Annotated in this window: 26 protein-coding genes; 9 read left to right on the forward strand and 17 right to left on the reverse strand. The window is 45.2% G+C overall.

Features of this window, described 5'->3' with window-relative positions; translation table 11 throughout:
- Positions 1–33 precede the first annotated feature (33 nt).
- The 4 genes from K0A89_09275 to K0A89_09290 are packed head-to-tail and all read right to left on the reverse strand — an operon-like array spanning position 34 to position 4,375.
- A complete protein-coding gene (locus K0A89_09275) occupies positions 34–1,011 on the reverse strand; it encodes a glycosyltransferase family 2 protein (GenBank protein ID MBW6518675.1) in 978 nt (325 codons plus the stop codon).
- Entirely contained in the window at positions 1,008–2,111 is a 1,104-nt protein-coding gene (locus K0A89_09280) for a glycosyltransferase (GenBank protein ID MBW6518676.1), read from the reverse strand. The genes K0A89_09275 and K0A89_09280 overlap by 4 nt, the downstream gene beginning before the upstream one ends.
- Positions 2,108–3,238 carry a glycosyltransferase family 4 protein gene (locus tag K0A89_09285; protein MBW6518677.1) on the reverse strand — a complete coding sequence of 377 codons (1,131 nt, stop codon included), beginning with the start codon at positions 3,236–3,238 and terminating at the stop codon, positions 2,108–2,110. The genes K0A89_09280 and K0A89_09285 overlap by 4 nt, the downstream gene beginning before the upstream one ends.
- Before the next feature lie 6 nt (positions 3,239–3,244).
- Positions 3,245–4,375 carry a glycosyltransferase family 2 protein gene (locus tag K0A89_09290; GenBank protein MBW6518678.1) on the reverse strand — a complete coding sequence of 377 codons (1,131 nt, stop codon included), beginning with the start codon at positions 4,373–4,375 and terminating at the stop codon, positions 3,245–3,247.
- Between the two features lie 230 nt (positions 4,376–4,605).
- Between K0A89_09290 and hisF the strand changes: the two genes are divergently transcribed.
- The 3 genes from hisF (at position 4,606) to purM (ending at position 6,835) form a co-directional block, all read left to right on the forward strand.
- Positions 4,606–5,370, forward strand: a complete 765-nt coding sequence (hisF, locus tag K0A89_09295; protein ID MBW6518679.1) for an imidazole glycerol phosphate synthase subunit HisF — start codon at positions 4,606–4,608, stop codon at positions 5,368–5,370.
- A gap of 90 nt (positions 5,371–5,460) precedes the next feature.
- Positions 5,461–5,793 (forward strand): DUF2098 domain-containing protein, encoded by a 333-nt coding sequence (locus K0A89_09300; GenBank protein MBW6518680.1) that lies wholly within the window; start codon positions 5,461–5,463, stop codon positions 5,791–5,793.
- Between the two features lie 43 nt (positions 5,794–5,836).
- Positions 5,837–6,835 carry a phosphoribosylformylglycinamidine cyclo-ligase gene (gene purM / locus K0A89_09305; protein MBW6518681.1) on the forward strand — a complete coding sequence of 333 codons (999 nt, stop codon included), beginning with the start codon at positions 5,837–5,839 and terminating at the stop codon, positions 6,833–6,835.
- Positions 6,836–6,852: 17 nt separating this feature from the next.
- Here the strand turns inward: purM and K0A89_09310 are convergent, their stop codons facing one another.
- The 3 genes from K0A89_09310 to K0A89_09320 all read right to left on the reverse strand — a co-directional run bounded on the left by K0A89_09310 (position 6,853) and on the right by K0A89_09320 (position 8,390).
- Complete coding sequence (locus tag K0A89_09310) at positions 6,853–7,455, reverse strand: ZPR1 zinc finger domain-containing protein (protein ID MBW6518682.1); 603 nt, start codon at positions 7,453–7,455, stop codon at positions 6,853–6,855.
- Positions 7,452–7,829 (reverse strand): cell division protein SepF, encoded by a 378-nt coding sequence (gene sepF, locus K0A89_09315; GenBank protein ID MBW6518683.1) that lies wholly within the window; start codon positions 7,827–7,829, stop codon positions 7,452–7,454. Before sepF ends, K0A89_09310 begins: the two co-directional genes overlap by 4 nt.
- Positions 7,830–7,907: 78 nt before the next feature.
- Entirely contained in the window at positions 7,908–8,390 is a 483-nt protein-coding gene (locus K0A89_09320) for an RNA-binding protein (GenBank protein ID MBW6518684.1), read from the reverse strand.
- Positions 8,391–8,564: 174 nt separating this feature from the next.
- Between K0A89_09320 and K0A89_09325 the strand changes: the two genes are divergently transcribed.
- From K0A89_09325 to purF, 3 genes are all read left to right on the forward strand, one after another.
- Entirely contained in the window at positions 8,565–8,783 is a 219-nt protein-coding gene (locus K0A89_09325; protein ID MBW6518685.1) for a small nuclear ribonucleoprotein, read from the forward strand.
- A gap of 89 nt (positions 8,784–8,872) precedes the next feature.
- Complete coding sequence (locus tag K0A89_09330) at positions 8,873–9,052, forward strand: 50S ribosomal protein L37e (protein ID MBW6518686.1); 180 nt, start codon at positions 8,873–8,875, stop codon at positions 9,050–9,052.
- Between the two features lie 33 nt (positions 9,053–9,085).
- Positions 9,086–10,492, forward strand: coding sequence for an amidophosphoribosyltransferase (gene purF, locus K0A89_09335; protein ID MBW6518687.1), 1,407 nt, complete (start codon positions 9,086–9,088; stop codon positions 10,490–10,492).
- A 19-nt stretch (positions 10,493–10,511) separates the two neighbouring features.
- On the opposite strand, the gene K0A89_09340 is transcribed toward purF, so the two are convergent.
- Together K0A89_09340 and K0A89_09345 are read right to left on the reverse strand one after the other, a co-directional pair.
- Entirely contained in the window at positions 10,512–11,306 is a 795-nt protein-coding gene (locus tag K0A89_09340) for an ABC transporter permease (GenBank protein MBW6518688.1), read from the reverse strand.
- A gap of 4 nt (positions 11,307–11,310) precedes the next feature.
- Positions 11,311–12,312: an ATP-binding cassette domain-containing protein gene (locus tag K0A89_09345; GenBank protein MBW6518689.1), complete on the reverse strand. Its 1,002-nt coding sequence runs from the start codon at positions 12,310–12,312 to the stop codon at positions 11,311–11,313.
- Positions 12,313–12,532: 220 nt separating this feature from the next.
- Between K0A89_09345 and K0A89_09350 the strand changes: the two genes are divergently transcribed.
- Positions 12,533–13,699 (forward strand): hypothetical protein, encoded by a 1,167-nt coding sequence (locus K0A89_09350; protein ID MBW6518690.1) that lies wholly within the window; start codon positions 12,533–12,535, stop codon positions 13,697–13,699.
- A 34-nt stretch (positions 13,700–13,733) separates the two neighbouring features.
- Here the strand turns inward: K0A89_09350 and K0A89_09355 are convergent, their stop codons facing one another.
- The 5 genes from K0A89_09355 to K0A89_09375 all read right to left on the reverse strand — a co-directional run bounded on the left by K0A89_09355 (position 13,734) and on the right by K0A89_09375 (position 19,083).
- Entirely contained in the window at positions 13,734–15,170 is a 1,437-nt protein-coding gene (locus tag K0A89_09355) for a radical SAM protein (GenBank protein ID MBW6518691.1), read from the reverse strand.
- A gap of 3 nt (positions 15,171–15,173) precedes the next feature.
- Positions 15,174–16,127, reverse strand: a complete 954-nt coding sequence (locus K0A89_09360) for a hypothetical protein (GenBank protein ID MBW6518692.1) — start codon at positions 16,125–16,127, stop codon at positions 15,174–15,176.
- Positions 16,127–16,705 carry a hypothetical protein gene (locus tag K0A89_09365; protein ID MBW6518693.1) on the reverse strand — a complete coding sequence of 193 codons (579 nt, stop codon included), beginning with the start codon at positions 16,703–16,705 and terminating at the stop codon, positions 16,127–16,129. Before K0A89_09365 ends, K0A89_09360 begins: the two co-directional genes overlap by 1 nt.
- A 303-nt stretch (positions 16,706–17,008) precedes the next feature.
- A complete protein-coding gene (gene proS, locus K0A89_09370) occupies positions 17,009–18,478 on the reverse strand; it encodes a proline--tRNA ligase (protein MBW6518694.1) in 1,470 nt (489 codons plus the stop codon).
- Positions 18,479–18,522: 44 nt separating this feature from the next.
- Positions 18,523–19,083 carry a hypothetical protein gene (locus K0A89_09375; protein ID MBW6518695.1) on the reverse strand — a complete coding sequence of 187 codons (561 nt, stop codon included), beginning with the start codon at positions 19,081–19,083 and terminating at the stop codon, positions 18,523–18,525.
- A gap of 95 nt (positions 19,084–19,178) precedes the next feature.
- On the opposite strand from K0A89_09375, the gene K0A89_09380 reads away from it, so the two are divergent.
- Positions 19,179–19,640 (forward strand): VTT domain-containing protein, encoded by a 462-nt coding sequence (locus K0A89_09380; protein ID MBW6518696.1) that lies wholly within the window; start codon positions 19,179–19,181, stop codon positions 19,638–19,640.
- A gap of 9 nt (positions 19,641–19,649) precedes the next feature.
- On the opposite strand, the gene K0A89_09385 is transcribed toward K0A89_09380, so the two are convergent.
- From K0A89_09385 to K0A89_09395, 3 genes are read right to left on the reverse strand one after another with little or no spacing between them, the layout of a single operon-like run.
- Positions 19,650–20,831, reverse strand: a complete 1,182-nt coding sequence (locus K0A89_09385) for an ABC transporter permease (protein MBW6518697.1) — start codon at positions 20,829–20,831, stop codon at positions 19,650–19,652.
- Between the two features lie 3 nt (positions 20,832–20,834).
- Positions 20,835–21,779: an ABC transporter ATP-binding protein gene (locus tag K0A89_09390; protein MBW6518698.1), complete on the reverse strand. Its 945-nt coding sequence runs from the start codon at positions 21,777–21,779 to the stop codon at positions 20,835–20,837.
- The gene (locus K0A89_09395) at positions 21,772–22,815 is read right to left on the reverse strand and encodes a hypothetical protein (protein MBW6518699.1); all 1,044 of its coding nucleotides are present in this window, start codon (positions 22,813–22,815) and stop codon (positions 21,772–21,774) included. The genes K0A89_09390 and K0A89_09395 overlap by 8 nt, the downstream gene beginning before the upstream one ends.
- Positions 22,816–23,004: 189 nt before the next feature.
- On the opposite strand from K0A89_09395, the gene K0A89_09400 reads away from it, so the two are divergent.
- A complete protein-coding gene (locus tag K0A89_09400; protein MBW6518700.1) occupies positions 23,005–24,495 on the forward strand; it encodes a phenylalanine--tRNA ligase subunit alpha in 1,491 nt (496 codons plus the stop codon).
- The last annotated feature ends 182 nt before the right edge of the window (positions 24,496–24,677 follow it).

Raw genomic sequence — 24,677 nt, forward strand, 5'->3', positions numbered from 1 at the left:
ATCTCGAATAATCTCTTTATATTATTAATCTTATTAATCTTGTCTGTTCTCTGGATGTGAACGAATTTTCGCCCATGTTTTAATATATGTTCGGATCTTCTTTTCATTCACTGAACGTGGTGATCTTTTTGCAAACATTTTCGGGATTCCTTTGATTCCATCGATCTTTGATCGGAGAACTGTTTTGCCATGTCCTTTTATTGTGTAATACGGTATCACTCCGATATTCCTGACAATGATCCAGGGTAAAGAGGAAAAGAAGAGTAATGGTGGAAAATTCTTAACAGTATTCCAGACAATATTCCTGTTTCCAAAATAAATGGTATAATCAGTTTCAAAACCGGCTGTACCACCATGCATATGATACACAACTGCTTTTGGAACATACAGGCATTTCCACCCTGAAAGGCGTCCTCGAAATGCCAGGTCTGTATCTTCTACGTAAGCAATAAAATCTTCATCAAATAATCCGATCTCATCAAGCATACTTTTTTTGTACATTGCTGCACCTGCGCATGGACCAAAAACTTCTTCTTCAGATTCATATTGGCCTTTATCGAGTTCAAATATGCCCCTGTCCCAACTCGTTCCGCTGCGTGAAATGCATATGCCGGTTGAATTTATCATATCCGGATCACTCATGAAGAGCATCTTCGAAGCACACATTCCGATATTTTCATGGGAAATTATTGATAGTACTAATTTCTCTATCCATCTCGGCGTGACCACAGTATCATTATTTAATGACGCAATCAACATTCCATTGGCAGATTTGATCCCAATGTTATTACCTTTGGCGAATCCTAAATTTTCATTATTACAAATAATTGTAACAGATGGAAATGCATTAAGGACAAAATCAACTGAGCCATCATTCGACCCATTATCCACGAGAATGATCTCAAAGAGAGGGTACGTCTGCAAAAGCAAGGAAGATAGACAATTTTCCAGGAATCTCATCCCGTTATAATTTACAATAACAACTGAAACGAGAGGGTAAGATTCATTCATGTACTGCATCCTTCCTGTAACATCACCATTTTGACATTTTCACTTATTTGAAGAAAAAAATTCGGATTAAATTTCTTAGCCTGTTCAATACATTGTTCTTTGAACCTGGATGGTTCTTGAGAGATTATCTTAATGGCATTTACGATTTCAGGTATATCAGGATTAACGAGCAACCCTGTAGAACCATCAATAATGGTTTCCGAACATCCTCCTTCATTTATTCCGACTACTGGTTTCCCTGAAGCCATTGCTTCAACAGGTGCCATTCCGAAAGGCTCCTCGATCGAAGTGATGATAAATCCTCTGCAATGGGCATAGAGTCGTATCAACTCCTCTTCGGACAAAGTGCCAAGTAATTTTACATTATCCGGTAGGTTCTGTATTATTTGATCTACATACGTTGAAGAACGGTCAGCATCTGTATAGCCACCTACAATCAGCAATTGTTCATCGGGAAGTTGCCTGAATACTTCCACCTGCAATTCGATGCGTTTTTCCGGATAAAGCCTGTTCACCGAAAGCCAGAAATCACCATATTCCTCGAATCTGAATTGAGAAGTATCAACCATGGGATAAATTACTATCGAATCTCTATTCAGATAGTGTTTGACTTTTTTTTGAACACTTATCGAATTAGCAATGATAAGGCAAACATGGGTAAAATAATATTCGTATATCCTTCGATGAATGGTTACCCACATTTTAAATATCAGAGATGGAAAAAACGATAGTTGCTGTAGATATAGGTCATACAGATCATAAAAAATCCTTACCGGAGTGGATTGGCAATACAATAGATTCGGCTTGTGCTTTCGTGCTGCAAAATGTGCCCAGTTATTTGAAAAAATAAAAAAATCATACTTATCTGAAAAATCACATAATGCAAATCTTATCGATGCTGATACCTGTTTTAGCGCTGGCAATTTGATCGTCCTTCCAAGGCTAATGATATTTACATCTCCAAATCCCATAAGTTCAACAGAATCCATATCCACGTCAGTAGTGATCACATCTGCGTTTAACTCCCGGGCAAGTGTCAACACCAGTTTATCGGCTCCACCAATAGCTCCAATATAGTCATGGAATATGGCAATTTTCATAGTATATCCTCATAAATTCGGGTCAAATTTTCAACGATCGAATCCCAATCATATTCCTGTGCAGCTTTTTGGGCTAAAACTGACATGATGTGCCTGGCCTTACTATCATTGAGCAATTCAATGATATGCTCGCTGATTATTTTTTTGTCAAGCTCTACAATATAACCCCGTTCATTTTTTACCAGTTCAATAGCAGCATTTGTGTGGCTTTTTACCGTTATAACTGGTAACCCGCATGCAAAAGCTTCTATGACGACCATACCGAATCCTTCACGAGTAGAAGGAAAAACAAATATTTTTGAAGATTTCATGCGGGCGATTATTTCATCATACTCCATAAATCCAAAGAACACAACATTTTTTTCAAGTCCATATGATGAAGTATATTGTTTCAGTTTTTCTTTCTCAGGCCCATTACCAATGATATGGCATTGTACATCCGGCAGGACATCCAGAACCAAAGTCAGAGTTTCAAGTAATACATTTACATTTTTCTCCTTGATCAATCGACCGGCAAATATAATATCACACGTATCAGAATGTGGTTCTATTGCATGAATATTGTTCAAATCAATGCCATTTGGAACAATAGTGATATACTGGGGCCTCACACCAAGTTCTGCCAGGTTTCGTTCTGTAAGGGATGAAACCGAAATATTGCAATTGGTCAATTTTGATACGCATTTCTCGATTCCTTTCCCAAAGAAACCAAAAAATCCCAGGTATTTATACCAGTAATCACCCCAAACTTCATGCCAGGTAATTATCATAGGAGTTCTTTTTATAAGCGAAATGATCTTTGTGCTAAAAACTGAAAAATAAGGAAATACACATACATCTATAATATCAAATTCTTCTTTCAAGAGATGGGGAAATAATTCGACCGAAAAAAGAATCGCTTCGGAAATAGAGCGTCTCCCATTGACATACAGGTTTCTAGGTCCGCATACACCATGCAGGGTCATCCCCTCGTGTGTTATCACATCAACTCCGTCCCACCATTGTATGCCATAGAGGTGAACATCATAGCCAGAACTGGCGAGCCTTTTTCCAATCTCATATATTCGCCGCTCAGCTCCCCCTTTGACCCAGGGGTAAATAGCATCATAGATAAATGCAATTTTCATTATCATTCACGGATTATTTTTTAAGTCGAGCATCAACACACTTAATAATATAGACATAGATATCATTAAAATCCCAATTGCTGCAAAATCCATTGCCATTATTGCTGTTTCTATCTCTGACAATGACCCATATCCTGAATGCATCCAGGTGAGTATCACCTTAATGCCAAAAAACATCCCGATTCCTAGAAGGACAGTCCCGGTAATAATCTCTTTTTCCAGTGAGTGGTAATTCAGCAGTCGTTTAACAAATATATCGTCCTTCCCGGATATTCCATGCACGGCACTATAGGCTTTCAAATATACGCCGGTACTGATTATATTGCTTCCAATGATAAGGAGAAAACTGGCCAGGATGAATGAATGCAACCGTGTTGTTACCACATCTTCTCCTGTTGTTAATATTAAAACGGTCAGAAAAAAACCCAGAAGGAACACAAAGAGACCCGGGATGAACAAGAACGGTATAGGTTTGTAGAGCATGATAAACCTGAGGTGTCTCCATCCATCCTCGAAAGAACGAAGTTTTGATGGTGCTTCTCTGGTATAATAGTTGATGGGAATCTCTTGTATCCGGAGACCTCTATCAGCAGCTTCGATAACCATTTCGGAAGCAAATTCCATTCCCCCGGTTTTGAGTTTCATCGTATCCAGTGCTTTCCGGGTAAATGCCCGCATCCCGCAATGAGAATCAGAGATGTGGGTCTTGAAACTGAAATTCAGGACCTTTGTCAATAAAGGATTTCCAATGTACTGGTGAAGTACGGGCATAGCTCCCTTTTCAATGTTCTTCAACCGGTTTCCTATCACAAAATCGGCTTCATCGTTCATTAAGGGTTCGAGGAACCGGGGAAAATCAAGGAAATCATAGGTATTGTCCCCATCTGCCATGGCAATATAATCTCCTTTTGCATGCGAAAAACCGGCAAGATAGGCATTCCCGTATCCTTTCACAGAATTTATCACAACAGCACCCATAGAGCGTGCAATCTCAGCTGTCCTGTCCGTGGAATTGTCAACGACGATTATTTCACCCTCCACCCCATATCCTTTAAAGACGGTCAATGCTTTTTCGATACATATACCAATAGTTTTTTCCTCGTTCATTGTAGGTATTACTATGGATATACCGGGCATGACGTAATATATAAAAATAGAAGCATATAACAATTTTGATTTAAAATTAAGCTGAAGAACACTTGACATTGTGTGATGATATTCTCTTCCAGACCGATTAAAATAAAAATAGTCACACTCTGTTAGACCGGTTTCGACAGTATCCCCCTATCCAAAACAGAAGAATTAAGAACTATTCACCGGTATTCTTTGAACTACGTATCGTGAAATACTTGTAAAGAGGACCTAACATGAACTACAGAAGAGTTATCCCCTGTCTGGATGTAAAGGACGGTCGCCTGGTAAAAGGAGTCAATTTCGTTGATCTCAAAGACGTGGGCGATCCGGCCGAGAATGGTGCAGCATACAGTGATGCCGGAGCCGACGAGCTGGTGTTCCTGGATATCACAGCGACCATCGAAAACCGGAAGACCATGGTCGATGCCGTGGCAAGGACTGTTGACAGTATCTCCATACCGCTGACCGTGGGCGGTGGCATCGCAAGTGTCCAGGACATACAGAGAATGCTGGACGTGGGCGTGTCCGGGCTGTCCATAAACTCTGCCGCGGTGCGGGCACCGGAACTGGTAAAAGAGGCAGCTTCACAGTTCGGCAGCGAGACAATAACCATAGCTATCGACACCCGCCAGAACCCGCACCTGCCATCCGGTTTTGAAGTGATGGTCAACGGTGGCAACCAGCCAACGGGCATAGACGCTGTCCAGTGGGCCATGCAGGTAGAGGATCTGGGAGCCGGTGCCATTTTACCGACCAGTATGGATGCTGACGGGACACTTGCCGGATATGATATACCCATGACCAGGGCCATTGCAGATGCTGTCAGTCTTCCCGTTATTGCATCAGGGGGTGCGGGCATGCTGGAACACCTCTATGAGGCCATTCATGATGCACATGCCGATGCTGTGCTTGTTGCTTCCATTGCCCACTTCGGTACTTTTACCATCCGGGAAATGAAAGGATACCTGGCAGGAAAGGGTGTCCCTGTGCGATTATAATGCCGCTCAATTCCAAATATGCCCGGATAGTACATTGTTCGTAACCATACGAAACAGTTAAATCGTAGAAGACACCAATTATAAAAGTGGATGAATAATTACAGGGTTCCGGACAATTTCGTGTTCATTGACTGTAACGGCAACACCTTGCGTATAGGCAGCCCTGTACGGTATACTGGTACCGGAACTACCGGTTTTATCACTGACCTTGAGTTCAGGGAATGTGAGATGTGGGTCAGGCTGGACAGTACCGGCCTTACTTACCACTCCAGCAGAATCGTGCTTATTGATGCCGATAAAGTCAAAGTGAAAGGAAATTATGGTAATACTGCACCTTCCATAGCTGAGATGCACGAGGAAATGAAACGAAAGCTTCTGGGCGATGTCACAGGGGCCGATGACCGCAATATTATAGGCCATTGAATTTCGAAGTCTTTTTGAGGTATTGCAGCCCTTACGTGCTCATATGACTGAAAAAATGACCTATGCCCGCTCGGGCGTTGACATACACCTTGAGGAGAAAGCCATCAAAGCACTTGCTGCCGGTATCACCTATAAGCGTACAGGACGGGGTGCGCCTCTGACAGACATAGGTCATTATGCCGGCCTCATAGAGTTTGGAGAATATGCTCTGGGACTGGCCACGGACGGTGTTGGCTCCAAAGTGCTCATCGCCAATGAAATGCAGCGATGGAACACGGTGGGAATAGACTGCATTGCCATGAACGTCAATGACCTGCTGGCCGTTGGTGCCGAACCCCTGTCCTTTGTTGACTACCTTGCCATTGCGAAACCCGATGAACATCAGATGGCCCAGATAGGCGAAGGGTTGCAGCGGGGTGCCCAGCTGAGCAGGATGACCATTGTAGGCGGGGAAACCGCCACCCTGCCCGAGATAGTCAACGGATTCGACCTTGCCGGCACCTGCCTGGGTGCTGTAAAAAAGGACCGTATCATCACCGGTGAGCATATCAGAAAAGGTGATGTACTGGTCGGGGTCCCGTCTTCAGGTATCCACAGTAATGGATACACCCTTGTCCGCAAGATAATGGAACGGTCATCGTATGGGTATCATGACCCGTTCCCCTACGATCCGGATACTACTATCGGTGATGAGATGCTCATCCCCACACGCATATATATCGAGCTCCTGGATGTGATACGGGAATGCGATGTGCATGGCCTGGCCCACATAACAGGCAGCGGGGTGCTGAAACTTCGCAGGATAACCAACCTTGGTTTCAACATACATTCCCCGCTCGAGCCCCAGCCCATCTTCAGATTCCTGCAGGAAGAAGGGAATGTTGACGATCTTGAAATGTATAAAACCTTCAACATGGGCATGGGATTCCTGATAGTCCTGCCCAAAAAAGATGCACCGCGGGCTGCCGGGATAACCGGTGGCAGGATAGTGGGAGAGATCGTGGATTCAGGTATCAGGGTCGGCGATATGGTGTTCGAATGATAGATACACCAGAGTATTCAACGCAATGACTCTGGCAGGTCATCCTTTTCAAGCACGATCATACCTGTTTTCAGGTTTTCAGCTTCTTGGGGTGTCAGTTCCTGCTTTATTGCCCGCTCAGCTATAATTGCACTGTTGCCAAGCGGGTCTTCGATGATAAGAGTAATATCACGTTCGCCACGTTTCACCTCATCCAGTGCATGTAATACTTCATGGGCCCGGTCAGTGGTCTGTAGGGGCTCATCTTTCCAGCGGCTCACCATACCCAGCACTTCCTCAACGCGGCAGAGCACCCCCTCCACATTGGATATGAAGGATTCACTGGCAGAGCCCGGTTCAATATCAATGCCTAACTCAGGTATCCGTATCGTACCTGATGAGGAACGTACTACCCTGGCATCCAGGTCAGCCAGTGACTCGACCCTCAACGTGTACTTTACCGGTTCACGCTGGTTAAGTACCATGGTATCAGCATATTTAAAACCGCAATTACAATGAGCACTGTTAATTACGATCTCACCAAAAAAAGGAATAGTATCTATGTACCAGGTGAGTATAATTTCACCCTGGCACAGGGGACATGTTGTCCTGGTTAAAATTGGTTCGATGTCCTCATTCACTTTTTGACACCGATGATCTTTGAGCGATTTATCCTTACACCCATCGGAGCCACGATAACCTGGTCTTCCCCAATACCGGCAATATCTCCGTGGGTATCCTCTACTACCTGCTTGAGTTCCTTAATTGCCCGGTCCAGATTGAATTTATCCTGCTTTATCAGAGATATATCCACCAGCAGTACATTTCCATTATATATCTCTTTTTTCAGGTCCGGTATATCATTCAGGTTATTGAGCTCTGCAATTCGGATATACATCTCTGCAGGTTCATTTTCGACGACCTCTTCATAATCGCTGAGGTCAAGGTCCACATATTCGTCACTTGCTGATTTTGAAGATGACGAGCCACCGAATATTTTCTTGAGTGCTACCATTCTATTTTCCCCTGAATAATTTGAATTAGAATAATTAAGTTTACTATACCTGTGCCACTACATATATATTTTGATATATTACACCGTCATATTCCATAATTTATCGCCTACAATGTGTACCGTCCTTATCGCTTTCCCGCCCCCTTCGGTCATCTGGTCCCCTGGCACCAGCGCACGACCCACAGCTAATGCTTTACCATGTGTTTCTTCAATGACTATGACGAGATCGCCTTCTGCTATACCCGGGTCCGCAGACACGATACCCGGTTTCATGACATCAGCACCCTTTACCACAAAAGGTATCGCTCCTGCATCAACAGTTACTACCTTCTTATCCGGTTTTAGTTTCAGTGCTCCTTTTACCGTGAAGAACGGCTCACCATCCATGATAAAAAAAAGTGGTTCACTATCGACCAGCAGCAGTTCGTATTCATCTGTGACCGCTATCTCAAACTTTTTATTGGCAAGTATGACATTGGCATCGGTAAATAATTCCCCTATCTTATGTATCATGTCTTTTGACTGGCTTTTTCGTAACTGGTGTCTGGCTCTAATTTTCACGTATGTTATACCTCTGGATTCGATAGTTATAAGTATGTCTATTACTACTTTGAAGCACTATTAATTGGTTGAACATTTAAGTTTTTGGTATGCAATTAAATGTGAATCATGTACTTGAAAAATACATCCGTGAGATGTAAAAATGTATGGTAAACAATATTAGGAGTAAAGAAAATGGGGAAAAGACCTCTGGATATACTCAACAATACTCTTGGGAAATCAGTAATTATCAAACTCAAAGGTGAGCGCATTTTCAGGGGAACACTGGAAGGTTATGATATTCACATGAATCTGGTGTTGGAAAATGCAGAAGAATTGAAAGAAGGCGAATCAGAGAAAAAACTCGGGACTGTTGTGGTCAGAGGAGATAATGTGGTATACATATCTCCGTGATATCCACAATATATATTTAGTCTGAAGACATAGGGGATTTCTCTTAACAAACAGTAATCATATAATTATAATCATCCAAGGTGTAAATAATGGTAAAAGGAACTCCATCTCAAGGAAAGAGGCAGAAACGCACCCACATTAAATGCAGGCGGTGCGGCAGTGTTTCAATGAACATTCATTCAAAATTATGTTCATCATGCGGATTTGGCAGAACATCACGCATGAGAAGTTATAAGTGGATCCGTAAATCAGGATTGAACGGCGATTAATCGTAAATAGTTCAAACAATCAGGTGAACCTTATTGCGTGAATCGTGCGGGGTTGTCGGTCTCGCATTTGCTGATCGGGAATCGGATAAAGCAGCCCTGCCTATTTATTATTCGCTGTATGCCCTGCAACACCGGGGGCAGGAATCCACAGGTATTACGGTGCATGACGGTAGAAGTGCCCAGACCCAGAAGGGGATGGGACTTGTACCTGACGTTTTTAAGAAATATAACATGAAAGACCTGAAAGGCTATGTGGGCATCGGACATGTCAGGTATTCCACGACCGGTGACTCTTCTCTTGAGAACACGCAGCCGTTGATCGTGAATTTCATGGACCGCACCATTGCCATTGCCCATAATGGTAACCTGGTGAACAGTGCGGAGCTGAGGTATGAGTTCGAAGCCGAGGGACAGATATTTTTAACGTCATCAGATACAGAGGTCATTGCCCGCCTGCTGGTAAAAGAACTGATATGCACTGATATCCTGGGCGCGGTAAAAGAACTGATGAGACGGCTGGTGGGGTCATACAGCCTTACCATACTGGTGGATGACACCCTTGTAGTGGTCAGGGACCCCCTGGGTTTCAAACCATTATGCCTGGGTGAAATTGACGGTGGGTATGTGGTTGCATCTGAAAGTGTTGCCATTGATACCATAGGTGGCACCCTAATTCGGGATGTACGGCCCGGCGAGGTTATTATTTTCAAAGATGGCAGGTACCACTCACACCAGCTCAGCAAGACACGGAATACGGCAAAATGCGTGTTCGAATACATTTATTTTGCCCGTCCGGATTCGATCATTGATGGGAAACTTGTATACCAGACCCGGTTACAGATCGGTGAACAACTGGTTGATGAACATCCGGTCAATGCAGATATCATATCTCCTGTACCGGACAGTGGCATAACATTCGCCATTGGATACAGTAAAAAATCCGGTATAGATTACATGGAAGGCCTGATGAAGAACAGGTATATCGGCCGGACCTTTATCATGCCTGACCAGAATATGCGGGAGACTGCAGTGAAGCTGAAGCTCAATACCATCCCCCAGAACATTAAGGATAAGAGCGTCATCCTGTTGGACGACAGCATTGTCAGGGGGACCACTTCAAGGCGAATCGTGGATATGGTCAAAAAGGCCGGGGCCAAAGAAGTACATGTACGTATCGGCAGCCCGGCAATCATAGCACCCTGTTATATGGGCATCGACATGGCTACGAGGGCAGAACTGGTTGCAGCCCACAAAACAGTGGCCGGTGTGGAGGCGGTCATCAATGCCGATAGTCTCGGGTATATCAGTGTAGAAGGGCTGGTAGATGCCGTGGGAATACCTGCGGATGACCTCTGCCTTGCTTGCCTGACCGGAGTTTACCCTATCGAAGTACCTGGTGAGATATGCAAGCGACACCAGATGACCCTCAGTCAATTTTAATCGCGCCTGTATCTTTTCACTATATCTTTGCTTTTCCGAACATAAACCCGCCCAGTCCTATGGTGGTTGCGGCAAAAAGAACCAGGACTGCAACGCAGATGTTTATTGGTATTTCGGTATCTCCTATGAGTGTGAAGCGCAGTGCCATGATGCCGTAGGTCAGCGGGTCAAGGTAAACCAGTGTCTTCATCCATGATGGGAGGTCACCTATCCTGAAGAACGCACCGCTTAGCAATAGCACAGGCATTGTGATGAAAGTCATTATCATCTGGAACCCTTCATGACTTTCAATATGGGATGCAAGTGCAATGCCCAATCCTATGAACCCCAGCCCGATGAGAAGCATCACACCCACACTGGCAACCATACCAGGTATCGATTGGTATTCCACACCCAGTGCAAATGCGATGAGCATGATCAAAGTCCCCTGTATCATGGCTGTAGTAACTCCTCCAAGTGCTTTTCCCAGCGCAACAAAGAACCTTGACACCGGAGCGATCAAAATCTCCTTCAGGAATCCAAATTCACGGTCCCAGATAATGCTAACGCCTCCTGTAAGGGATGAGAACAGGATTGACATGCCGATAATACCAGGGGCAAGGAACGCTATATCTGTCTGTCCGCTACCACCTCTCATCTGGAATGACGAGTTAAAAGCCGTTCCAAGGATTACCAAAAAGAACAGGGGGGTTGCAAGTGAACCTATGATACGACTCTTGGAACGCCTGAACCGGTACATCTCACGCAGCCACAGGGTATAGACCGTGTTCATGGAAGTCAGGAGCTTTTGTCTGGATCCAGGTAATCGTGTCATCATGTTATCGCCTCCTTCCCTGGAGCTTGTACGTAATACGGTCCACATCACTGGCCTCTTCCACCCGTATATCCCTGCCTGTATAGGAAAGGAACACATCATCCAGGGTCGGCCTGTGCAGGTCAACGGACAGGATAGGGATCCCTGCCTCAGCAGCGAGCTTCAGTAAATGGGGTATCTGGTGAGTTCCGTCAGGTACGGTGATCTGGACCATGTTATCTTTGAAGTGTACACTACCTGCACTTCCGTTCCTGTCATACAGGTCACACAGTAATGATGCCTGGATGTCATTTTCCGTACCCAGTCCGACCACATCCCCTCCCAGTGCATTTTTCAGGTGTTCGGGGGTGTCCAGGGCCTTGATGCCACCATGATCGATTATCGCTATTCGCTTGCATAACTGGTCAGCTTCTTCCATATAATGGGTGGTAAGCATTATCGTAACATTCTCTTCGCGGTTCAGGCGCCTGATATAGTCCCAGATATGGTTGCGTGTCTGCGGGTCCAGTCCCAGCGTAGGCTCGTCCAGGAACAGTACTCTTGGATGGTGCATCAGTCCCCGGGCGATTTCCAGCCGTCTCATCATGCCGCCGCTATAGGTCTTGACCAGCACTTCGGCCTTGTTGTCCAGTTCCACAAGTTCCAGCACTTCGCTGATTCTCTGTTTTCGCATTTTTCCGGACAACCCGTACAGGCGGCCGTGCAGGTCCAGGTTCTCTCTGCCTGTTAATCTGTCGTCCAGTGTCGTACCCTGGAACACCACTCCAATGTTCTGCCTGACCCTGGATGGGTTTGCTCTGACGTCAATACCCCATACTTCAGCCCTGCCGTTACTTGGAGGTATCATGGTTGACAGCATGTTGATGAATGTGGTCTTGCCTGCACCATTGGGTCCGAGCAGCCCGAAAAGTTCACCATGCTCTATCTTGATGCTGATTTTATCTACTGCTACCAGGTCATCGAATCTGCGGGTAAGGTCAAATGTCTCTATGGCAGGTGTATTCATAAGCGGTACATTTTATTCTCGTTGTATATAAGAATAAGGCATGTTTCAATTGTTGTTTCATCTGTTTGAAAAAAGTTGGTAATAAATATTTATTAATCATTAGGGATATCTGGTGGAGTATCATTTAACCATACATATAGCCACATCATATAACCAGTACGTCAAAACGGAGTGATATTTATTGAAGATTATTAGTAATGTTTTTTTGCTTTTTATCTTAATGCTATTTGTTCCCAGTGCCCTGGGAGAAGGGCAATGGATACTCACCGCAGTTGAAGAAGATATAAAAGCGGGTGTGTCCGCTGAAGAATACAACAATGATATTTCGAGTTCCATTGGTGAAATAATAATCACCAGGGAACATTTCGGCACAAAAGGTTACGACCCCTACACCCAGATATCTATCATGACATGGAGCCAGATGCCCACTGTTATCAGGCCAGGCGAGAAAATTAATATTCAACTGGTGGTCAGGGACGGCGGCAGCACACCGGAATACCGCAATAATGGTATACTATCATTTAGCCAGGCTGGCAAGAGGGACTTTGATTTCATTGCAAGTAAATACCGCGGCATGGAGGAAATGGTCGATTATACAATGCCGGAAGGGGAAGATGGGAATAAACTGTTCCTCAAGATCGATGGAAGTATGGGCGCGAAAGGCTTTCCTTCTGCCACCTATATTTATACATACACTTTTACCCTGGATGATATTGAGATAGTACCGTTGATAGAAGCATCAGGGGAGGTTACCCTGAATACGAATGGAGCGGTAATACCAGGAGTATCAGGAACCCTTGTTAAAGCGGGAGATGTGCTCCTATCGGGTGCTGATGGCAAAGCTGTCGTATCAGTACAAAAAGGTCAGTTTACCATGGATAAAGATACCTACGTGGGTATAATTGACCTGGATTCTATGGTATTATTCACAGGCAGATTGCACGTCACAGGTTCTCAGGAACTTGAATTAATACTCCCCGGCTCAGGGGAGGAACTGATAAATGACCAGTATTTGATATACAGGTTGAAGACCGGCCTGGATGAGATTTCCAGCGCTCTTGACTCTGGAAATGGTACAGAATTGTCTCTCATAGTGAATGATGGGGGCGAGTTCACCGTATCAATACCGGATGCCGGTACTATCAATATCTCTGTCCTGCAGGGTGGTGTCAACATGAAAAGGGGTGCCAGTACCGTGAACGCTAAAGCAGGTGAGACCATCACGGTCCAGCCAGGTAGCGAGCCACAGGTTGTTGCCGGAGTTTCACAGGATGAGTGGTGGAAGGCTGCTGAAGAGAGGAAGGCTGGCGGGAAACAGGACAGTCCGGGTTTTAGTCTTTTTTTTGCAATGACAATGTTCTTTTTGGTACGATCTCTTAAAAAATGATCTGAATGAGTTATTCAGAGAAAATCATGCTAAATCAGGAAAGACCTTTCCAGCAATGAGGGTCCTGAGCGAGCAGATTTCCAGATAATGCATATGCAGCAGCTCGACAACCGCCCTGACAATAGTGTGGAATATATTCACAATTACTACATTTTCCTTCCAGCCTGTTATTGTCCAAATTTCGAAAAATATCTAAAATGTCCGAATGATACCAGATATCCTGCAAACGTGTTTTACGAATATTACCGGCAATCAGGTCAATGAAAAACGGACATGGCAATACATCACCTGTGGGAGTTATTACCAGATGTGATGTACCCGCAGAACAACCAACCTGGGAAGCAGATGAGATGGTATTTCGTCGATATCCAAAACAGGGTTCATTTAACCAGGGAAATATACCATCTATCTGTAAATCAATATTTTTATCATAGTTATTTTTTATTTGCATTATTCGGTTTGCAATATCTTTAATCTCAAGTGGTGTTATTGCCAGATCCTTATTGTTCTGTTTTCCTTTTCCAACTGGTACAAAAGGTGATGCTTTAAAGGAAGAGGCACCGCACTCAAGTGCCAATCCAATAAGCTGTTCGATTTCATTGATATTGTATTTTGTGATAGCAGTGCTCATAATTGTCCAGTAGCCAGCAGCGGAAAATGATTTCAAGGCTGAAACCGCTTTTACAAAAGAATTATTGCTTCCTCGAAAAGCATTATGCGTCTGCTCAAGACCGTCAACACTTACCTGTACAGAGAATACATTCGTCTCTTTGAGCCTGTCAAGAAGAGTATCATCTACAAGAATCCCATTCGTTGATACCTTGATGCCAAAATTGTATCTTGAAGCATAGTCCACAATATCTAAAAAATCATCCCTTATAAGTGGTTCTCCACCGCCAAACGTGATATTGAATACCTTCAATTCTGCCAATTCATCGATGATTTTTTTTACCTCTTCCAGGGACATTTCATTCTGTTCCTGCTTCCCTGCGTTGACAAGGCAGTGTTTGCAGCTTAAATTACATTCATTCGTTAGCTCCCATAACACTGATAGAGGTGCACTGAGAATATTTTTTTCAGGTATGTGGTTCAGGATGGCTGAACTATTCGATGAGGAAAGAGAATAATTTGAACTAACAGGAAATTCCTTTATTGAACCTTTTTCTGTTTTTAAATGAATCGCACGACTCCTTTCAAAAATCGTACATGCTTCTATAACGTACTGTTGTGCCAGGTTGTTTGGAAGAGAGAATTCCTGTAAGATTATATCTTTGATCTCATTTATTGAAAAATATCCATTACAGTGTTCCAGGATGCGCAACTCAATATTATTTATGGGGATTTCTTTAAAAAGATACGGATTAAATAAAAAACCGCCTACTCGCTCTTTTCTAAATACGATAAAAGAATACAGGACAGGGATTGCTTCCCCATCCTTGTCATCGTAATTTACCGGGAAGGTACTTCCCATGCCCTATTTCTCCAATCGGATTTTTCTCTCCAGCTGTGTTAAAGGTTTTGTGTATGGTAGCTCCTGCCATTCCAATTCATTATCTAACACGGGACCTGCCGAACATCTATCCAAAATATTCGGGCCGGCATTACATGCTAATAACGGAAGGCTTCTACAGAGAACCATCGAATCCGGAAGACCTGTCCTGCAATGCAATGTCATATCCGGAAGACCTGTCCTGCAATGCAATGTCATATCAGGAAGACCTGTCCTGCAATGAAGCACAGCAGGACATGCAGTAGCATCTCCCGAACCCAGCATTACAAAACAATCTCTGTCATGCAAAGCCCAATTTGCAGCAAACACGTCTCCACTCGCTATCAGGTTATTGTAAAGGTCAGTATACGCCGCGATACCTGCATCATATGCCTGAGATACGCTCTTGCATTCAAGCAGGGCATAGTTTGCAGCATTTGAAGCTTCTCCAAATTCATCTTGATGATCAATCACAAAAACGTGATTCTCATCATAACCCAGATAGCTGATAGCACCGTTGGTTATTGCCAGCGGACCAAGTCCGGATGCTGATTGACATGAAACTGTGCTGGCAATACGGTTTGATAAAATCCCCACGTTCGCACTGTCAATTGCAGGTTCGAGAATGTCTGCTTCCTGGCCCCATAAGGTAAACGAACTGCCATGATCATAATGAATGACCAGATTTGGTTTGATCTCGTTTATCTTACTTTCAACATTTTCACGTGTGGCATTATTTATAGCCAGGTCTGTTACCTGCCAGCCAAGGTTTAATGCTCTTTGTTTTACATTTCCTGCCCATATGTAAGAACCCAATTCGGTGTAAGCATCGTTTGGCTTTTTTGGACGTATCAACAGAAGCTTCTTTGTACCAACGAATGGAAACAGTTTATGGATTGCGATTTCGCTTATCTTTTCATAAAGCAATTTTTCAGCCATCACAATCCCCTCCTCTTTTTTGAAAGTTCTAGCCGTCCTTTGTCAAGCGTCCTGGTGACCATCCTTCCGATATCAGTATCTTTTTTCACTTCTTCCAATAGCTGGTTTGGCGTGTAACTATGAACTCCCATTATCAGGTATGGTTCGTCACGCTTTTGTGATGCCATCTTTCCTATCCACTGCTCGACATCATCAAGTATAAGTTTCTTTTTTAAATTTGCCTCCTCAGCATACCGTTTTTCATACGAGTTATTAATTTCATCTGCATTCTTAGGCATTATATTCTCCATCCTTTTGATTGATCTTTCTGGTATATCTACTACAAATTCTTCAACTTTATCAGCCTTATATCTCACCTGATCTTCAGTTGTATGAATTATATTTCCGTCTGGATTTTTGATCCTTAGATAAAGATCTGGCTTTGTGTCAAGATAAGCGTCCTTAAAATCGACCTCATCGTAAAATATCTCGAATTTTCCATCCTGGTCTGTAATAACAGAACCCAATCGGTCATCACATTTATAATCTTTATCCACGGGCTCAACAATTAAACCTTGGAGAGGTTCTTTGTTTTCCAAAGTCCTTACTTTCCCGAATATTCTAAATCTTTCATCACGATTTATTTCAGCACCTCCTATAGCAAAGTAATACTTCACACCGTGCGTTTTGAGATGAAAGAAAGAGTTATTCACATATTCTACGTTGGATTAAGTGAATACTCCAACTAACCAAAAATCAATATGGGACGAAACATATATAATATTTTCTGTTTTAGAGGCACCAAAACCCCTTTTGTATTATTATCAGGTATGATTCCTGTATCTGACAGGTCATGAGCAATTCTTAAGGTTAGATATCACGGATAGAAAATAATCTGGTTTTCAATACGTTCGCGCCATCAACACCACAATATCAGTGGGTTTGCCGCAGATGGGGCACGTACCATTGCCCCTGCCCAGTGCCGGGTCTTCAGGTTCCCCAAGTATGCCCGCACCTACGATCTCTTCCATCTCCAACCCACACGAGCGCTCACCACACCATGCTATCCGGGCAATACCTGTCCGGATATGATCCTTAACTTCATCCAGGTCAGTGCACAATGTTATCCGGCTTTGAAGCGATTCTGTTGCTGCATCATACAATTTCTGCCGCATTTCCTCTAATGATCTGTCAATCTCATGCAATACCGTATCTTGTGGCACAGATGTCTTAACTCCATCACGCCTTGCCATGACCACAACATTATTCTTGAGGTCGCGTGGACCGATCTCGATACGGACTGGCACACCCTTTAACTCCCACTTGTAGTACTTGGCACCGGGCCGCGCATCACTATCATCAATAACCACCCGCAAACCGGCCCGCCTGAGGGTATCTGCCAGGTCGTTACATGCTGAGAGTACTGCCTCGTCCTTACCGAACAGGATCGGAATGATGACTATCTGGGTGGGTGCAACCTCAGGCGGCAGGATGAGTCCTTTATTGTCACCATGAATGGATATCATGGCCGCAATACAGCGCTCACTGATACCATAACAGGTCTGGTGTGCCAGTACCTGTTCACCCTGCGGGTCCTCGTAGGTGATATCGAACGTCTTCGCGAAATTATCCCCGAGGTGATGTGCGGTACCCACCTGCAAGGTCTTGCCGTCAGGCATCAGGGCATCCACTGCCATAGTATAATCGGCGCCCGGGAACTTGTCCCAGTCGGGCCGCTTGCTCACTATGGTAGGTACAGCCAGACGAGTATAGAACTGCTGGTAGATACGCGTGGCCTCCCTGACCTGCGCCGCAGCACCGTCCCATGTGGCGTGCACGGTATGTGCCTCCTTGAACGAGGTGATCTCCCGCAATCGTATCAGGGGACGGGTGTGTTTGGTCTCGTACCGGAAGGTATTGACTATCTGGTAAATAAGCAGCGGCAAATCGGAATGTGAGCGCACCCATAATTTATACATGGGATATATGGCTGTCTCGCTGGTAGGTCGTAACGCCAGTTTCACATCCAGGGGAGTGGTCCCACCATGGGTCACCCAGTAAACCTCATCCTCGAACCCTTTGATATGCTCGGCTTCTTTCATGAACTCATGTTCCGGAATGAGCAACGGGAACATTGCCTCGACATGACCGGTAGTATCAAGCAGTTCCCGTATTATGGAATATACCTTGCTGCGAATGGAAAAACCAAACGGGTTCCACACATATAATCCCTTCACAGGATAGCGCACATCCATAATTTCGGCTACCTGCAGCAGTTCATTGTACCATTCACTAAAATCCGATTTCAGAGGGAGGGTCTTTGATCCCTCGTTCTTGCTTGCTTTTTCCTGTGAACTGGATGGGTCGGTCATATAAAGGTTTTAGAAGGTGGGTAAAGTGATATTATTTTCGGTTCTTACCAAATGATCTGGCCTGTTTTTCGTTCCATTTCCCGCACCATTTTCTGGTAGTTCATCAAGAGAGGGCCGTTCCATGAATATTCGAATTCCTGTATCATCTCACCAAGCTGCGCAAGTTCTTCCTTATCCAGACCCTGTTTCAATATCTTGAACACAGCCTCATCCTCCCCTTCAAAAATAGGCCTTACTTCTTCTATGAAGGTAAGACCATTCTCAACGATCTTCGCAGCCACGCTCATATCACCTGAAGCATAGGCTTCCATAACGGCAAGGATGTTATCTATATATTCAAAACTGTTATTATAATCATTTAAATAAGATTCGAGAGCCGTCTTTAAATCTGTTTTTCCCATACTATCCAGATACGGCAGGATTATATTCATTTCTTTCCCGCAATGGTACTCATTGGCACATTCCGCGAGCATACCGATATTTGTCATTATCAACTCTGGAGAAACTTTTATACCGTTCTCCAGACCTTCGATAAGTTTATCAAATATATCCACTACTCTTTCAATTACTCTGTGTTCATCCATTAATTGTTTAACAGGGTCCATATAGTTCACCTAAATATTATGTGTCATCTTCATAATCTACAAGTGATATAAAATATAGGTACCATTGACAGACTTCAAAACGTTCGAGGATACCGTTGATTGAAAATATCGTAACACCCGGAACTTATTTTGGCATCTTTGTGTTTTCATGTATTGCCAGCAGCATGCTCCCCATATTCCTGGAACCTGTTGTGGCAGGTCTTCCGGCAATGGGATTCCCACTCATGCCCACGGTGCTGGTGGTCTCTGCCGGTGCAACCCTGGGAAGTCTCACGACGTATTTCATTGGCAGGGGAAGCGAGGCCATAGCCGAGCGGTTCAACAAAGGTGGGATTGGAGAAAGACTTCACGGCTGGTTCAATATGCATGAATGGATAGGCATTACCGTGGTATTCCTGGGTGCCCTGACGCCGTTCCCTTTTGAGGTGGTCACGTTCGTGGCAGGATTCTCCCGCTTCCCGGTACGGTTGTACACGTTAGGGTGTTTTCTGGGCAAACTGGCAAAGTTTGTTATCCTCATGCTGTTCGGGAATGCATTGCTTTCCTATTTCGTCTGAACTACCGGTTCATTCAAACCTGAACCGTTGAATGGCAATCCCGAAAAAGAGGACCATCATGAACATCAGCCACCCTACTTCTTTCACTATCCCGGCCAGTCCCAGGTCGAAATACAACAGGTCGTAGAATCCTTCCATGGCCCATGCCGTTATGGTGAAATGCGCCATATCCTGCATGAACTGGGGCTCAATGAACAGCGGCCACCATGAACCGCCAACAGCTGACATTGTCAATACCAGCAGGTTGGATACTGAATTTGCCTGGTCCTCTGTTCTCACCAGTACGGCCACCAGCAATCCCAGTCCTGTGGATGCCAGCGTGATGGCTGCTATCAGTACCAGTAGGGCCAGCGTGCTACTACCCAGATTCAGGTCAAATACCACATGCCCGAAATACATCAGGACCGTAAGCTGCACAAATCCCCGAATGAACGTACTGGTAATCTTGCCTCCTATGATCTCTGCCCTGCTGATGGGGGCCGTGACCAGCCGTCGTAATGTTCCTGCGTCCCGTTCCTTTATGAGACTGGCCGAACCTATCTGTACTGTGGTGAACAGGAGGAACATAACCGCGAATCCGGGAACATACTGGGTAAAAGGCGAAAATTCAGCCAGGTTGGTCGTAGTACTTTCGGTAATGACCTCAACGGGAGGGGGCTGCGTGAACTGTTGTGCAGTAGACACGATTTCCAATATCTTCTCTTCAGAATACGTGGGAATCCCGTACGCGTCTGCCGTCTTGACAACCACGACATTGGTCGACAATCCACTGGCATAACCTTCCACTATTTTCTCAAGAACCGTGTTCTGTGAATCCTCGACCGGATTTACCATGATGTTCAGTTCACTGCTTTGTCCCGTCATGATGGATTGGGTGAAATCCATCGGGATAATGATAAGCCGTCCGTATTCCTGGTTCCTGACCCTTTCCCTGGCAGCGAACTCGTTCGATTCCATATCCACATCAAGGATATCAATATCTTCCAGGAACTCGATAAATCCTTTTGAAACAACATCGTTGTCAAGGTCAACTACCAGTACACTTATTCGGATATTCTGTTCAAACTCGCCTCCGAGTGCCAGCCCGGCAACGGATATTATTATCATGGGCAGCAGGAACATCAGCAATATCGCGTTCCGGTCCCTCAGCACGATCTTCAGGTCCTTGGCGGCAATGATATGGAATTTCATGCACTAACCTCTCAGTTTCGTCCCTGTCAGGTGAAGGAACAGGGTTTCCAGGTCAGGTTCGGTGATGCGGATGGATTCTACCCTGGTTCCTGAAGATATCAGGAGTTCGATAATGCCTGCCAGTGATTCCCTGCCCCGTACCAGCTGGATGGTCATATTCCCCCCATCCAGTGAAACCTTCCTGACATTTGGCAAATTCGTTATGGATTCTACCGATCCGGGAAGTATCTCAGGTGCCACGATATGTATCATATCGTTCTCGCCAACCATTTTGAGCAATCCACCAAGCGTGTCCATGGCGATCATTTTTCCTTTATCCACAATGGCTATACGATGGCACAATTTCTCTGCATCTTCCATCTGGTGAGTGGTCAAAAGCACGGTCATGCCCTGCCGATTTAAGTCCTGGATAGTATCATATATCCTCCTGCGGCTTTGCGGGTCAACACCAGTGGATGGTTCGTCCAGGAATACTATCCCGGGTTCGTGCAACAGTGCAGCGGCAATATTTATCCTGCGCTTCATCCCTCCTGAGAATCCTTCCAGCAGGTCATTGCCTCGCTCGGTCAGGCCGACCATATCCAGGAGTGTTTCTACCCGCGACTTCAGGGCCCTGCGAGAGAGACCGTATATCCTCCCATAGAATACCAGGTTCTCCCTTGCGGTAAGTGTGGGGTACAGGCTTATTTCCTGGGGCACAACACCTATGACCTTCTTTATCTGGGTGGAATCGTCATGAATATCAAATCCATCAATGAGGACCCTGCCCCGGGTGGGTTCCAGCAAACAGCACAGAATAGATATGATCGTGGACTTTCCCGCACCGTTTGGGCCAAGCAACCCGAATATCTCGCCCCTCTTTATCTCGAAAGAAACTCCATCAACAGCTGTATGACCGTTATATGTCTTGACCAGGTCCTTTACAGTGATAATAATATCACTATTCACTACTGTTGCCACCTTCACGCCGTTTCATATAAATAATTACCAGTACAGCGACAATTACCAGACCTGCACTTAATAGCAGGGGATTATCGAAAATCCCCCCTGTTTCTTCAGGTTGGCTGACCCGGGCAGGAACATACATAACATCTGAAATTCTGGTCTCCCCTTCTCCATTCTCATATTCTATTTCGGCTTTGACCGAATACGCCTTGGAGGTGGCATCAGAATCCACATCAAGGGTAAACCGTGCCATGGACTCGTTACCGGGTTCCATATCTCCCAAAAAGGCAGTATAATCCGTGCTGCTCAGGGGGTCTGATAATCGCAGCCTGGCAGTTGCCCTGGCGGCCATTTCTTCTCCTGTGTTCCTGAATGTTACGCTCAGGATACCGGGCTTTCCCGGCAGGAGGTCACCATGTACCTCGGTCACTGCAAAATCTGCCTGTTCCCTGACAATGATAACTATTTCGTGGGTTTCATTAACATGCTGGTACAGCATATTGTAATCGAGCTGGTTGTTTGAAACATTCCCATCCACCTGGACATCTTTCTGGTACTGGTAGGAAAGGTCGACGTTCATTGCATATTTGCCGGCAGGAGCGCTGTCCCATATCTTAATGTCAAAAGCCAACGGCATTGATACCTGTCCGGCGACCAGGGAACCTGCACTCTGGGTTGTTGTTTTTATATCCACAGGAATGTCATCTGCCGACAAAGAGACCACTATTCCGACAGCCGTAGTGATGCCGTATTCCAGTTGCTGTTCTATCTTTGAAAGGGCAATTTCATTGGGACCAATGGCCTTGTCCTCTGATTTAAATCCCGTAATCTTGCCCTGGTTCATGACCTGGACCAGTATGGTAGATGTCTCGCCTCTTTCATATTCAGGGCTGCCTGCAATACTTACGACCATCTCCGGACCCCCATATGCAGTAAAATAGTCATCATTGAACGTCCATTTATTGGGTGGAATGTTCTCACCGCTTGACTGGACAAGTAATATCGATATCAGAAACACCATCAATAGTAATCTGTTCATGGCTGGCCCCCCAAAACGGTTGGATTGAAGTATAATGTTATCTACTGGTTAAAAAATATTTGTACTTGGATTCGGGGTCATACATATATAAAACCATACGTATCTACAACCATACATATCCAGAACCATACGGATAGTTTTAAGTCTTTTATAGGGAAGTATAATACCCGATAACCAAGGTGGAAAACAATGGCCAATGTTACCCAATCAGACCTTATCCCCAATGAAAAGCAGGTACTCTTATCTCTGGGAGCACTGAAGACAGCTGACCCGATAACTCTCTCAAAAGCCTCAGGTCTCAATGTAGAGGCAGCCATGCAGGGTGCTTTTCTACTGGAAGAGAAAGGGCTGGTGCAGGTATCTGAAAATATCAGTGAAACCTACCACCTGACCAGTGAAGGTGAAGAATATACTCTGTCTGGTCTGCCTGAGCGTCAGGTCATTGAAAAAGTAACCGAAATCACATCTCTGGATGACCTGAAAGGCAGGTTCGGTCCGAAATTGATGGGTATCGCTATGGGTTGGCTGCGCAGGAAAGGATGGGCACAGATACAGGACGGCAAACTGATTCCCGGTGAAATTCCTGCAATGGGTGAGGATGAGGAAGTGCTTGCCAGACTACACAAGGGCGCACAGGGATTAGAGGCCGCTTCAGGGGACATACCTCGAAAAGTCGCAACAGAACTGGTCAAGCGCAACCTTTTAGAGGTCACCGAAGAGAAGATACGGACCATAACGATTACAGACAGGGGAGAGGTAATGTTCCAGGCCGGCATCACCCTGGAGGAAGAGGTTGCCCAGCTTACATCAGACCTCATCAGGACAGGGGAATGGAAACAGAAACACCTGCGTTCATACAACATCAACGCACCGGTGCAGCCTATCTACGGTGCCAAGATACACCCGTACCAGCGGCTCATCGATGAGATGCGGCAGATTTTCCTTGAAATGGGATTCACTGAGATCAAGGGGGATATTATCCAGAGCAGTTTCTGGAACTTCGATGCTCTGTTCCAGCCACAGGACCATCCCGCCAGGGAGATGCAGGATACCTTCCACCTGGACAGCACCAGCGACCTGCCTGAAGAATACACATCGTCCGTGGCTGCCATGCATGAACACGGTGGCGACATACCGAGTACAGGATGGGGGTATACCTGGAGTGCTGATATTGCCCGGATGAACGTACTGCGCACCCACACGACTGCCATCACCATCAAACACCTGGCAGATAACCCGGAACCTCCGGTAAAGGCATTCTGCATTGATAGAGCGTACCGCCGCGAGACCATTGACCCGACCCACACCCCGGAGTTCGAGCAACTGGAAGGTGTGGTCATGGACGAGGGTATGAGCTTTGCAGACCTGCTCGGGCTTTTGATGGAATTCTACCACAGGATGGGGTTCGAGGATGTCAGGTTCAGGCCTGCCTATTTCCCCTATACAGAACCCAGCGTGGAACCTGAAGTGTATATCGAGGGCATGGGCTGGATAGAACTGGGCGGCGCAGGGGTGTTCCGCAAGGAGGTCACTGAACCACTGGGTATCAAGCATCCGGTACTGGCATGGGGACTGGGCGTGAGCAGGCTGGCAATGTTGAGGCTGGGGTTGAGGGATCTGCGGGAGCTGTACCAGTCGGATATTGACTGGTTGAGGAAGAGTCCTGTGTGTGGGGATTGAGTTTCTGATTCTTTGTTGATGTCAACGACCCCGGACGGCGTTACGCTTTGTCGCGGGGGCATCAGGGTTGGCGCATGATATTGTGCATATCAAAGTATGCTTCTGCTTTTCTCATTCACTATTAATAAAATTTCATGCACTTATTTTTGTTTTCTTCTGAATAAACAAATGACTCCAAATAA

The organism is ANME-2 cluster archaeon (assembly GCA_019429385.1).
Classification (GTDB): Archaea; Halobacteriota; Methanosarcinia; order Methanosarcinales; family Methanocomedenaceae; genus Methanocomedens_B.

What these genes read in the sequence shown, in the direction of transcription:
- K0A89_09275 (MBW6518675.1), bottom strand. Translation starts at nt 1,011, where the DNA reads ATGAATGAATCTTACCCTCTCGTTTCAGTTGTTATTGTAAATTATAAC.
- K0A89_09280 (MBW6518676.1), bottom strand. Translation starts at nt 2,111, where the DNA reads ATGAAAATTGCCATATTCCATGACTATATTGGAGCTATTGGTGGAGCC.
- K0A89_09285 (MBW6518677.1), bottom strand. Translation starts at nt 3,238, where the DNA reads ATGAAAATTGCATTTATCTATGATGCTATTTACCCCTGGGTCAAAGGG.
- K0A89_09290 (MBW6518678.1), bottom strand. Translation starts at nt 4,375, where the DNA reads ATGCCCGGTATATCCATAGTAATACCTACAATGAACGAGGAAAAAACT.
- hisF (MBW6518679.1), top strand. Translation starts at nt 4,606, where the DNA reads ATGAACTACAGAAGAGTTATCCCCTGTCTGGATGTAAAGGACGGTCGC.
- K0A89_09300 (MBW6518680.1), top strand. Translation starts at nt 5,461, where the DNA reads ATGAATAATTACAGGGTTCCGGACAATTTCGTGTTCATTGACTGTAAC.
- purM (MBW6518681.1), top strand. Translation starts at nt 5,837, where the DNA reads ATGACTGAAAAAATGACCTATGCCCGCTCGGGCGTTGACATACACCTT.
- sepF (MBW6518683.1), bottom strand. Translation starts at nt 7,829, where the DNA reads ATGGTAGCACTCAAGAAAATATTCGGTGGCTCGTCATCTTCAAAATCA.
- K0A89_09325 (MBW6518685.1), top strand. Translation starts at nt 8,565, where the DNA reads ATGGGGAAAAGACCTCTGGATATACTCAACAATACTCTTGGGAAATCA.
- K0A89_09330 (MBW6518686.1), top strand. Translation starts at nt 8,873, where the DNA reads ATGGTAAAAGGAACTCCATCTCAAGGAAAGAGGCAGAAACGCACCCAC.
- K0A89_09340 (MBW6518688.1), bottom strand. Translation starts at nt 11,306, where the DNA reads ATGACACGATTACCTGGATCCAGACAAAAGCTCCTGACTTCCATGAAC.
- K0A89_09345 (MBW6518689.1), bottom strand. Translation starts at nt 12,312, where the DNA reads ATGAATACACCTGCCATAGAGACATTTGACCTTACCCGCAGATTCGAT.
- K0A89_09350 (MBW6518690.1), top strand. Translation starts at nt 12,533, where the DNA reads ATGCTATTTGTTCCCAGTGCCCTGGGAGAAGGGCAATGGATACTCACC.
- K0A89_09355 (MBW6518691.1), bottom strand. Translation starts at nt 15,170, where the DNA reads ATGGGAAGTACCTTCCCGGTAAATTACGATGACAAGGATGGGGAAGCA.
- K0A89_09360 (MBW6518692.1), bottom strand. Translation starts at nt 16,127, where the DNA reads ATGGCTGAAAAATTGCTTTATGAAAAGATAAGCGAAATCGCAATCCAT.
- proS (MBW6518694.1), bottom strand. Translation starts at nt 18,478, where the DNA reads ATGACCGACCCATCCAGTTCACAGGAAAAAGCAAGCAAGAACGAGGGA.
- K0A89_09375 (MBW6518695.1), bottom strand. Translation starts at nt 19,083, where the DNA reads ATGGACCCTGTTAAACAATTAATGGATGAACACAGAGTAATTGAAAGA.
- K0A89_09385 (MBW6518697.1), bottom strand. Translation starts at nt 20,831, where the DNA reads ATGAAATTCCATATCATTGCCGCCAAGGACCTGAAGATCGTGCTGAGG.
- K0A89_09395 (MBW6518699.1), bottom strand. Translation starts at nt 22,815, where the DNA reads ATGAACAGATTACTATTGATGGTGTTTCTGATATCGATATTACTTGTC.
- K0A89_09400 (MBW6518700.1), top strand. Translation starts at nt 23,005, where the DNA reads ATGGCCAATGTTACCCAATCAGACCTTATCCCCAATGAAAAGCAGGTA.